This is a genomic window from Streptomyces sp. NPDC043896, from assembly GCF_056435605.1.
Map to the genome: position 1 here is coordinate 124,822 of NZ_JBWKEE010000008.1, position 11,461 is coordinate 136,282.

Here is an 11,461-nt window from a genome sequence, read left to right on the forward strand (position 1 = left end):
CGGCCATTCCTGTGGAGCGTTCGCGCCGGTCGGCGCTCAGTGGATGAGGCCGCAGGCGCGGCCGGCCTTCTCCAGCGTCACGACGGCCGCGTCGAGGTCGGCGTCCGAGTGGCTGAGGTTGACGATGGTCCGCAGCCGCGGCAGCGTGCGCGGCACGGCCGGGTAGACGATCGGCTGGACGAAGAGGCCGTCGAGCTGGCACAGCCGGGCCATCGCCTTCGCCTGGTCGGCGGTCGTGCAGATGATCGGCACCACCGGTGTCTCGCTGGCCAGGGTGTCGAAGCCGAGGGCGCGCAGCTGGTCGCGGTAGCGGGTGGTCTTGGCGCGCAGGTCCCGGGTGAGGGACGGAGCGGCCGCCATCACCTCGACCGCCGCCTTCGCCGCCGCCACCTGGGCGGGGGTCGCCGCGGCCGAGAACATCCAGCCCCGGGCGTTGTTCTTCAGCGCGAAGACGAGGTCCCGGGACCCGGCGACGTAGCCGCCGGCGCTCGGCACCGTCTTGGAGAGGGTGCCCATCTTGACGTCGACCCGTGCCGGGTCGATGCCGAAGTGCTCGGTGATGCCGCGGCCGGTGTCGCCGAGCACGCCCAGGCTGTGCGCCTCGTCGACCATCAGCGGGGCGTCGTAGCGCTCGCAGAGTTCCACGATGCCGGGCAGGTCGGCCACGTCGCCGTCCATGCTGAACACGGCGTCGGTGACGACCAGCCGGCCCGCGTCGCCCGCCTTGCGCAGGGCGCGTTCCAGGTCGGCGAGGTCGTTGTGGGCGTAGGTGATGACCGAGGCGCCGGACAGCCGGTACCCGTCCAGGATGCTGGCGTGGTTGTAGACGTCGCCGATGACGAAGTCGCCGGGGCCCACGAGAGCGCCGACGGTCGCCACGTTCGCCATGTAGCCGCTGGAGAAGACGATGGCGTCCTCGGTGCCCAGGAAGCGGGCGAGGGCCAGTTCCAGCTCTCGGTGCAGGTGCAGGGTGCCCGCCAGCAGCCGCACGCCGTGCGCGCCGGTGCCGTGCCGCTCGACGGCGCGCAGGACCTGGTCGTCGATGTAGTCGTGACCGACGAGTCCGAGGTAGCTGTAGGAGGCGAAGTTCAGGAACCACCGGCCGTCGAACTTGATCCGGGGGCCCGTCGCCTCCTCGATGACGGGCTCGTAGAAGTACTCGTCCTTGGCGACGAGCAGGCGGTCCTCCGCCGACAGGGCGTCGATGCGGCGGTCGAGGAACCGGCCGTCGGGAGCGTCGGCCAGCCGGCCGGGGAGGGTCCGCCTCGGTATCCGGTCCGCCGCGGGTGCGGGGGCGGGCGCGGGGGCGGGTGCTGCGGCCGGTGCCGGGGCGGGGGCGGGCGCCGGGGCGGGGGTGGGCGCCGGGGCGGGGGCGGGCGGGGCCTGCGGCACGTCCCTGAAGCGGTCCCAGTCGGGGACGAAGGAGTCGGCGGGGGCCGGGCCCGCGGCGGCCGCCGGGCGCTGCTGCGGCACGGTGGGGCGTGCCGCGCCCGCCGGAGCCGCCGGAGGCACCTCACGGACCGGTGCGGGGGCGGGCCGGGGCACCGGAGCGGCGGCCGGTGCGGGGGCGGCGGCCGGGGCGGGGGATGCGGCCGGGGCGGGCCGGGACGCCGGGGCGGGAGCGGTCCGCGGGAGCGATTCGAGGTGGGTCAGCAGCGCGCCGACGTTGGTGTGCTCGAAGAACACCATCGGGTCGATGTCGAGCCCGTCCGGGGTCAGTTCAGCGGCCAGCTCGACGGCCATCATCGAGTCCAGGCCCAGTTCCAGCAGATCGTCCTCGGCGGCCACGCCGTCGACGAGCAGGACCTTGCCGATCGCCCGGGTGAGCGACGGCCACAGTCCGGTTTCGGACGTGGGAGCAGTCATGGGTACTTCCCTCGCTTTCGCGGCGGCGGACAGAACGTAGTGGGCGGGTGGCTGGCCCAGGACCGTACGGAGCAGGTCGATGCCGTCGTCCTCGGTGAGGGCCGGGACGCCGTGCGCGGCGGCCTTCGGGGCGATGGACTCGCCCATGCCGACGGTCCACAGGCCCCAGCCGAGGCTGTACCAGGGCCGGCCCTGGGCGCGTTGGCGGGCGGCGTAGCCGTCCAGGTAGGCGTTGGCCGCGGCGTAGGCGCTCTGGCCGAGGTTCGCCCGTACCGCCGCGACCGAGGAGAACAGGGCGACGAACGGGGGCCTCTCGTCGCCGGAGACCAGGTCGGCGAGCGCGTGCGCGCCGCCGATCTTGGGCCCGAGTACGGCGTCCACCTGCTCCGGGGTCAGGCCGCGCGCCAGTCCGTCGCGCAGCACTCCGGCGCCGTGGAACACCCCGTCGTAGCGCGCGTCGGCGGGCAGTGCCTCGCGCAGGGTCCGGACGTCCGACGCCACGACGGCCAGGTCGCAGCGTTCCGCGAGCCGGTCCAGGCGTTCCCGGGCCCCGCCCCGGTCGGGCACGGTCCGCCCGGCCAGGGTCAGGTGGGCGCAGCCCTGCTCCGCGAGGAACTCCGCGACGCTCAGCCCGATGCCGCCCATGCCTCCGGTGATCAGGAAGCGGCCGCCCCGGTAGCGCTCCGGGCCGGTCGCGCCCGTGAGCGCGTGGGGCCGTACGGAGGGTTCGTACCAGGTGTCGCCGCGCCGGGCGAGTTCCGGCCGGTCCTGGCCGAGCGCCGTCCACACGGCCGCGGCGTCCTCGCCCTCCGGGCCGGCCCCTTCGCCGGGGCCGAGGTCGAGGAGGCGGACCCTGCTGCGGGGGTGCTCGACCCGCAGTGTGCGGCCGAGGCCCCACAGGGCGGTCATGAAGGGGTCGACGAGGTCCCGCGCCGTCACCTGGTGGGCGCCGGCGGTGACGATCAGGAGGGCGGGCATCGGCGGGCGGGCCGCGAGCCGGCGCACCAGCGCGAACACCTCCTGAAGGGCCCGTGTCACCTCGGCCCCGCCGGTGAGCCCGCGCGGTGCCACGTAGACCACCTCCCGGACGTCGGTGCCGGCCGGCAGGGCGTCCTCGCCCTCGGCCGAGAGCTGCGCCGGGGTCAGGTGCAGGACGCGCCGGCCCTCCGGGCCGCGGAGGGCCCCCGCGGAGACGACCAGTACGGACCCCTCGGCCGCCTGCTGCGGCGCGGAAGCCGGGCCGGTCTCCCGCCAGACGACGGTCTCGATCGACGGCACCACGGACGGCCCCACCGGCGCGACCGGCGCGACCGGCACCACCGGCGCCTCCGCGGACGGCTCCGGCTCCCGCTCCGGCTCCGCCGCCCCGGCGCTCGCCGACAGCGCGGGTCCGGCGGCTTTGAGGGTGATGCGGTCCAGTTCCAGCAGCACCTCCCCCTGCTGGTTGCAGACCGTGGCCCGTCCCCGTACGGCACCGCCCCGGCTCCCGGCGTCGGCCGGCTCGTCCCGCTCGACCAGGGCGATCACCGTGCCGGAGATCCGCCGGCGGGCCACCAGCCTGCCGACGTACCAGGGCAGGCACGCCCCGGCCGCACCGCCGTCGAGCATGCCGAGCGCCTGGAAGACGCTGTCGAGCAACGGCGGCGGCACGAAGGGCGACACCGACGCCGTGTCCGGGCCGTCGGAGGCCCTGAGCATCAGCAGCATGCGGTCCGCGCCGCGGTGCGCCGACCGGATCACCCGGTAGGCCGGCCCGTACGCGATCCCGCTCGCCTCGCGCCACGCGTCCACGGCCGCCAGCGGCACCTGCTCCGTGCAGCCTGCCCGCAGCGCCGCCACGTCGATGTAGCGGGGCGCGCGGAGCGGGCTGCCCGCCGCCCGGGCGCTGCTGTGCTCGACCGGCCCGCCGTCGTCCTCCGGGCGCACGGATCGGAGCACGCACCGGCCGTCCTCGCCCGTACGGACCTCGATCTCGGCACCGGCGCCCGCGACGAGCAGGGGCGCCCGGAAGGCGACCTGCGTCAGCGTCCACTGGCAGTCGGGGCGTCCGGCATCGCAGGCCGACAGCATGGCGTCGATCTGCGCGGCGGCGGGGACGACCGGAATGCCGCCGATCCGGTGGTCGTGGACGAGCGGATCGGCCGCGTTCAGGAGTGTTCCGAGGCCGCTCATGTGCGGAGGTCGAATCGTCCGGTGGCCTGGACGAGGCCGTTCACCTGGATGTCGATGCTGTGCTCCCCGGGGTAGTAACGGCGGGTCTGCACTTCCCTGATGGCGTGCGCCTTCTCCAGGGACCGCTGCTCGCCGGCGCCGAGTTCGAGTGTGGTCAGCTTGAAGACCTTCGGGATGCTGCGTCCGTTCTTGCGCACGTGGTGCACCACGTAGTCGACGGCGATGCTGTGCGGCCGCTCGTCGGTGTTCTCGATGTCGAAGCTGATCAGGAGGGTGTCGCCGAGCGTCACGGACCCGGGGGTGATCCGCAGCCGGGGCACCCGGACGTGCTCGCCGCCCGTCGCCCCGAGGATGGCCAGGGCCTGCTGGTCGCCCTTCTTCACGAGGGTGCGCAGCCCGTGCTTGACGATCCAGTTGGTCTCGGGGGTCGGGCTCTCCTCCAGCCACCGCAGCGCGGTCGCGAGCGCGACGTCGGGGTGGTCCTTGGAGATGTCGTTGAGGTTGTTGGCGACGGACTTGCGCACGTACTCGGAGGAGTCGCTGCGCAGCGGTTCGAGGATCTCCAGGACCGGCAGCGGGTCCTTGACGAACACGGTCAGGGTCCGGGCCCAGGGCAGCCGGGAGCGGACGCCCTCGGTCGCCAGGCGGCGCACGTTGTGGCTCGGGCTCAGGGCCCATTGCGCGACGCGCTGCATCGTCAGCACGTGGTGCTGTTCGAGGTAGGGGCGGATGGCGTACTCGCCGGTGTGCCGCTTGGTGATCTCCTCGATGGCGTCCAGCGACTCCTCGGGGTGGTCGAGCCCGTACTCCTCGACGAAGCGGGCGACCGGCATGAGGTACCAGCTGGCGTTGAACATGCCCTCGCCTTCGGCGAGTTCGTCGCCGAGTACGGACAGGAGGATCGGCAGGGCCGCGGGGTAGTCCGCGGGCAGGCGGGTGCGCAGTCCTTCGGCCAGGACGAGGACGCGGTCCTTCAGTTCCTTGCCGGGAATGCGCGCCTCGACCTCGGCCGCGTATCCCTCCACGTCGAAGCCGGGGTGGACGGCGCGGATCCTGTCGCCGATCAGGCGTGCCGCCTCACCGTTGAAGTGTCGCTTGAGTCCGTATTCGCTAGCCATGGTTCTGGTGCCTCTTCGTCTCGTTCTCGTTGTTCGTCGTGATGCTCGTGCCGTGCGGGTCGGCGGATATCCAGAACCGCTGCCGGGTGAAGGGGTAAGTGGGGACGGTGACCGTCCGCTGCCCCTTGCCGGCGTGCAGACCCGACCAGTCCAGATCGGCCGGGGTCCCGTTCACGTACGCGGCCAGCGCCGCGTGCAACTCGGCCTGATCCACACGATCACGGCGCAGGGTACTCAGCCACAACGGCTGCCCCTCACCCCACGAGGCACGCGCGAGCGGCGTGAGCTGCGGATGCGAGCCGATCTCCCACACCACACCCGCGCCCAGCCCGCCCAGCGTGGCCACCGCCTCGCTGAACCGCACCGGCTCCCGCATCGCACGACCCCAGTACGCGGGATCCGCCGCCGACTCCGGCGTGTGCCACCCGCCGGAGACACCGGAGGCGAACGGCAGCACCGGAGCCGCCAGCGGCGTGCCCGCCACCGCCTGGGTGAACGGAGTCACCGCGCCGTCCATCAGCGCGGAGTGGAAGGCGTGGCTGACCACCAGCGGCGTGGTCCGCAGCCCCGAACCCTGACGGAAGGCCTCCACCGCCTGCGCCGGCCCCGAAACCGTCACCACACGCGGCGAGTTGAACGCCGCGACCTCCACACCCGGATACGCGGCCAGCGCCGACACCACCGCGCCGGCGTCGGCGTGGACCGCCGCCATCGCCCCGTGACCCGGCTGTTCCTCCATCAACCGGCCGCGCAGCGCGGTCAGCCGCAGCAGATCCTCCAGCCCCAGCACACCCGCCGCCCACGCGGCCGTCAGCTCGCCCAGACTGTGCCCGGCCACGGCATCCGCGCGGACACCGACCGACTCCAGCCAGCGCACCAGCGCCACCTGCACCGCCACGATCCCCACCTGCGCGTACCGCGTCCGGTCCAGCAAGCCCGCCGCGCCACCGAACAGCAACTCCGGCAACACAACGTCCAGATGCGGCACCAGCAGGCCGGCGCACTCGTCCAACGCCGCCCGGAACACCGGCTCCGCCGCGTACAGACCACGGCCCATGCCCGCGTACTGCGACCCCTGACCCGTGAACATGAACACGTTCGGGGCGGAGACACCACCTGTGCGGGAAGCGGGAACCCAGCCCTCCGCCACACTCCTCAGGCCGGCGGCCAGTTCACCGGCATCGGCACCCTGCACCACCGCCCGGAAGCGATGCCCGGCACGCCCGGCATTCGCGGTGAAGGCGAAGTCCCCCGGCTCCTCCACGGACCCGGCTTCCAGTCCCTCGGCATAGGCGCCGGCGAGGGTCTTCAGCGCCGTCTCGTCGGCCGCGGTCACCCGCACCACGTACGAGTCCTGCGCCACCACCTCCCGCACCGGCACAGCCGGCGCCTCCTCCACGATCACATGAGCGTTCACCCCGCCCATGCCGAACGCGCTCACCGCGGCACGGCGCGGACCCTCACCCCGGGGCCACTCCACCGCACGATCGGCCAGATAGAACGGCGACTCCTCGAACCGGATGTGATCATTGGGCCGCACCACGTGCAACGACGGCGGAACCACACCGTGCTCCATCGCCAGCAGCACCTTCACCAGCCCCGCCAGACCGGCGGCCGGCTCCAGATGCCCCACATTCCCCTTCAGCGAACCGATCGCACAGAACTGCGAACGACCCGTCACACCACGCCACGCACGCGTCAGACCCTCCACCTCGATCGGATCACCCAGACCCGTACCGGTACCGTGCGCCTCCACCAGACCGATCGACTCCACCGGCACCCCCGCATCCCGCAACGCGGCGGAGATCACGTCCGCTTGTGCGCGCGGACTGGGTGCGGAGTAGCGGGTGGTGCGGCCGCCGTGGTTGACGGCGGCCCCCTTGACCACGCCCCGGATGCGGTCGCCGTCGCGCAGGGCGTCGTCGTACCGGCGCAGGACCACGGCCACGGCTCCTTCGCCCGGGACGAAACCGTCGGCGGTGCTGTCGAAGGCGCGGCTGCGGTGCCGGGGCGAGAGGGCCTTGAGGTCGCCCATGGAGCGGAAGTACTCCGGGCTGATGCCGGCGTGCACGGCCCCGATCACCGCGGTGTCGATGTCGCCGGTCCGCAGGTGCTGGAGTGCCGAGTGCAGGGCGACCAGCGAGGAGGAGCAGAGGGTGTTGACGAGTCCGCTCGGGCCGTGCCAGTCCATCAGGTAGGACAGCCGGTTGGCGATCATCGCCTCCAGGCCGAGGCCCCGGCCGTCGGGGACGCCGTGGCGCACCCGCTCCTCGTGATAGTGGTCGTGGCTGTAGGCGATCCACAGACCGGTGCGGCCGTGGGCGCGCGTGCCGATCCGGCCGCCGTCCTCCAGGGCCTCCCAGATCGTCTCGTAGACGATGCGCGCCTGCGGATCGATCAGAGGGGCTTCGCGGGCCGAGATCCGGAAGGGGGCCGGGTCGAACTCGTCCACCCGGTCCAGGAACGAGGCGTACGGGACCGGCCCGTCCGCGTCCCGCCAACGGCCCTCGGGCAGCGCCCGGACCGTGTCCCGGCCCTCCACGAGGAGCTCGGCGAAGGCCGTCAGATCGCCCGCGGTGGGGAGTCGGACCGCGGCGCCCACGACGGCGACGTCGCGCGGCCTGGATTCCGGGGCGGCCGCGGGCGGCTCGGTCACGCGTGCGGGCTCCGTCACGCGCGCAGTGGCCGTGGCGGCCGCCCGCGCCGTCGGTGCCGGCTCCGCGGGCCCGGGCTCCGCCGGCGGGGCCGGGGCGGCGGGCTCCGGAAAAAACGGCTCGGTGTGCGGAGCGGCCTCCCGCGGCTGGGCGGCCGGGGCCGCCAGCGCGTCGACGAGTCCCGGCTCCTCCTCCACGAGGAACTCGGCGAACTGCCGGGGGGTCGGGTACTCGAAGAAGACGGTCGGGTACAGGGACACGCCGTGTTCCTCGGAGATGCGCTCGCTCAGCTTGACCAGCGCGACGGAGTCGAAGCCGGCGGAGAGGAACTCCGTATCGGCGTCCTCCGTGGGGGTGTTCGTCAAGGCCAGGAACCAGGCGAGCGCCCGCCCGGACCGTGAAGCGGCAGGGGCGGCAGGGGCAGCAGGGGCGACAGGAGCCGCAGGAACGGTCGGAGCCTCGGGGGCCGCCGGAACTGCGGGGGCCGCAGGGCGGGGCGGCGCCGGGACGGGCGCGGGCGGCTGCGGCGCCGGCTGCGCCTCGGGCACGGAAGGCACGGACGGGACCGACGGCACCGACGGCACCGACGGCACCGCCGACTCGGGGGTCTCCCCCGCGCTGAACGCCCGGACGGGCACCCGCTTGGACGACATGTCCCCGAAGACCAGCAGGGGCGTGCCCGCCTCGTCGGTGACGGTCTGGGTGACCCGGCAGGCCTCGTCGTTCCAGAAGGCGATCTCCGTCCGTACGTACGCGGCGGCCTCCAGCGGTCCGAGGACGTCCAGCCGGCCCACCGAGAGCGGGATGAACGCGGAGGCGTCCGTCGCGCCGAACACGGGGTTCGCCGGGTCGATCGCCGCGACCGTCACGCTGTCCAGGAGCCCGGGGAACAGCTGGACGCCGGCCGGGTTCATCTCCCGCTGGCGGACGCCCTCGACGCGGGCCAGCGTGCCGCCGTCGGGGAGGCTCGCCACCCAGGAGATGTTCCGGTAGTAGCGGCCGTGGTGGTAGCCGATCCGGCGCAGCCAACGGTAGAGGCCCGAGCCCGCGTGCACCGTGGAGCGCGCGCAGTCGGCCAGCAGGGTGTCCAGGGGGACGGCCGGCCGCGGCCCGGAGGGCTCCTCCGTGACGAGCCTGCCGGTGACGTAGGGCTCCCCGCTCTCGCCGTCCTCCACCCTGAAGGCGCCGTCCGCGAGGACCCGGCAGACGACCCGGCGGGCCCGGGACGCGATGAGCGGGCGGTGGAAGAGGACGTCCCGCGCACCGTGGAAGGCTTCGCCGCGCAGCGCCGCGCCTTCGCGCAGGAAGTCGAACCACGCCACCCCCGGCAGCATGAGCGTCCGGTACACGGCGTGCTGGGCGATCGGGGCCTCGGCCGGGCCGAAGACCCGGGCGTAGGTGTACCCGGCCGCTCCTTCGTCGGACACCAGCTCGGCGGGCGAACCGGGTTCGGCCGAGCGCAGCGGCTCCGCGAGGTTCAGGGCCCGGCCGCGCTGCTGGGCGTGGGGCAGCAGGCGCTTGTTCCACGCCGCGCCGGTGGTCTGCTGGAACGCGGCCCAGTCGATGTCCCGGCCCGCCTGGAAGAGCCGGGCGGCGATGCCGGCGAGTACCCCGGTGACCTCCCGGCCGTCGCGGGCCCCGGCCAGGAGGGCGGCGGCGTCGGTGCCGGCCTGCTCCCCGGTGTCCTCCGTCCGGCGGGAGGGGTCCGTGTCGTCGCGCAGGACGTCGGCCAGTGCCCGCTCCAGCGGAACACGGCCCCGTACGAAGTCCCCGATCGCCCCCCAGCCCGGGGGCAGGTCGACCGCGTCCTCGGGCAGCCCCAGGTCGCGCAGGGCGATCGTGAGGGCGACGGCGGAAAGGATCCGCAGCAGTTCGCCGGTGAACGCGTCGAGCGGGGTGCCGGTGGCCGATTCGAAGAGGCCGACGACCTCGTGCACGGCCGGGGAGGAGGCGTCGAGGGCGACCAGCCACGCCGGCGGGGCCGCGGCGGATCCGGGGCGTACCGACACGGTGGCGCGGGAGGTGCCGGCGGTTCGGGAGTCCGGGGCGGCGGGCGCCAGGAGCCATGCGCGCAGGGCGTCGGCGAGCCGGCCGGCGTCCGCCCCCACGACGGCGATCCGCTCGGTGCGGTGCGGCCGGGCCAGGCGGGCGGTGGCGCACGCGTCACCGAGTCCGCCGGGGCCGTCCGCGAGGGAGGGCAGGAACTCCAGCCACTGCGCCGCCAGTTCGCGCAGCGCGTACGGGCTGTCGGCGGACAGCGGCAGCACGTGGACGGGCCCGGGCCGCCCGCCGTCCGCCGGGCCGGCCGGGGCCGGGGCCGGTACGGGGGCGGCCTCGGCCACGACGTGGGCGTTGGTGCCGCCGAACCCGAATCCGCTCACCGCGGCCCGGCGCACCGGCGCATCGGGCCAGGGCAGGCTGGTGCCGGGCAGGTGGAAGGGGCTGTCGGCGAGACCCAGGCGCGGGTTGGGCGACTCCACCGCCACGGCCGGGATGGTGCCCTCGCGCAGCGCGATGATGACCTTGGCGAGTCCGGCCAGGCCCGATGCCGAGTGCAGGTGGCCGATGCGGCGCTTGACCGAGCCGAGCGCCACCGAGTTGCGCGGGACGCCGTGCCGGGCGAACACCTCGGTCAGTGCCCGTACTTCGATCGGGTCGCCGATCGCGGTGCCGGTGCCGTGTGCCTCCACGTACTGGACGGTCGCCGGGTCGATCGTCCGGTAGGCCTTGTCCAGCAGGTCGATCTGGGCTTCGAGGTTCGGTGTGGTGACGCCCATGGTGCGGCCGTCGTTGTTGACGGCGACCCCGCTGACGGCTCCGAGGATGACGTCGCCGTCGGCCAGCGCCGCCGGCATCGGCTTCAGGACCAGGGCGGCGGCGCCCTCCCCGGGCACGTAGCCGTTGGCCCTGCTGTCGAAGGTGTGGCACAGCCCGTCCGGGGAGAGCGCCCCGGTGCGGGAGAGGAGGACGAAGGTCAGCGGGTCGATCAGCAGGTCCACCGCGCCGACCAGGGCGAGTTCGCAGGTCCCGGCCGCCAGGCTCTGGCAGGCCAGCCAGACCGCCGACAGCGAGGAGGAGCAGGCGGTGTCGACCACCAGGCTCGGGCCCGCCAGGTCCAGGCGGTCGGACAGCCAGGCCGCCGTGAAGTTCTGCGACCGCCCCCACAGTGCGGCGGGCCCGGTCTCGGCCGGGGACCCGGGCGTGCCGGGCGGGACCTGTCCCCGGCCCCGGTCGAATCCGTAGCCGTTCATGCGGGCGCCGACGAACACGCCCGCGTCGAGCCTGCGGCGCACTCCCCGGTACCCCGCGTCCTCCAGGGCACGGGCGCCGACCTCCAGCATCACCCGCTGCTGGGGGTCGAGGAACACGGCGTCCTCGGCGGTCATGCCGAAGGCCTCGTGGTCGAAGGAGAACGGGTCCACCAGGAACGCGCCCCGGTGGTGCCTGCCCTGGTGGGGGCCTTCGCCCCGGTACAGTTCGGGGGCCCACCGGCTGGGCGGGACCTCGCCGACCTCGACGCCGTCGCGGCCGAGCAGGGCCGTCAGGTCGACGACGTCCTCGGCGCCCGGGAGCCGTACCGCGAGGCCGATCACGGCGATGCGGGTGTCGAGCTCGCTCACAGTTGTCCTTTCGTTCGGCTCTCCGCTCGTG

Annotated in this window: 3 protein-coding genes; all 3 read right to left on the reverse strand. The window is 74.2% G+C overall.

Annotation, left to right across the window (positions count from 1 at the left end; genetic code table 11):
• Positions 1 to 36: 36 nt before the first annotated feature.
• Genes AC069X_RS14095 through AC069X_RS14105 form a run of 3 tightly spaced genes read right to left on the reverse strand, consistent with a single transcriptional unit; the run spans position 37 to position 11,430 of the window.
• The gene (locus AC069X_RS14095) at positions 37 to 4,038 is read right to left on the reverse strand and encodes a bifunctional SDR family oxidoreductase/pyridoxal phosphate-dependent aminotransferase family protein (RefSeq protein WP_478728415.1); all 4,002 of its coding nucleotides are present in this window, start codon (positions 4,036 to 4,038) and stop codon (positions 37 to 39) included.
• On the reverse strand, positions 4,035 to 5,156 hold the full coding sequence (locus AC069X_RS14100) for a DNA alkylation repair protein (protein ID WP_478728417.1): 1,122 nt from the start codon (positions 5,154 to 5,156) through the stop codon (positions 4,035 to 4,037). The genes AC069X_RS14095 and AC069X_RS14100 overlap by 4 nt, the downstream gene beginning before the upstream one ends.
• The gene (locus tag AC069X_RS14105) at positions 5,149 to 11,430 is read right to left on the reverse strand and encodes a beta-ketoacyl synthase N-terminal-like domain-containing protein (protein ID WP_478728419.1); all 6,282 of its coding nucleotides are present in this window, start codon (positions 11,428 to 11,430) and stop codon (positions 5,149 to 5,151) included. Before AC069X_RS14105 ends, AC069X_RS14100 begins: the two co-directional genes overlap by 8 nt.
• Positions 11,431 to 11,461: the final 31 nt, after the last annotated feature.

Excerpts from the sequence above, each read along its gene's own strand:
- AC069X_RS14095 (WP_478728415.1), bottom strand. The coding sequence starts at position 4,038 with ATGAGCGGCCTCGGAACACTCCTGAACGCGGCCGATCCGCTCGTCCAC.
- AC069X_RS14100 (WP_478728417.1), bottom strand. The coding sequence starts at position 5,156 with ATGGCTAGCGAATACGGACTCAAGCGACACTTCAACGGTGAGGCGGCA.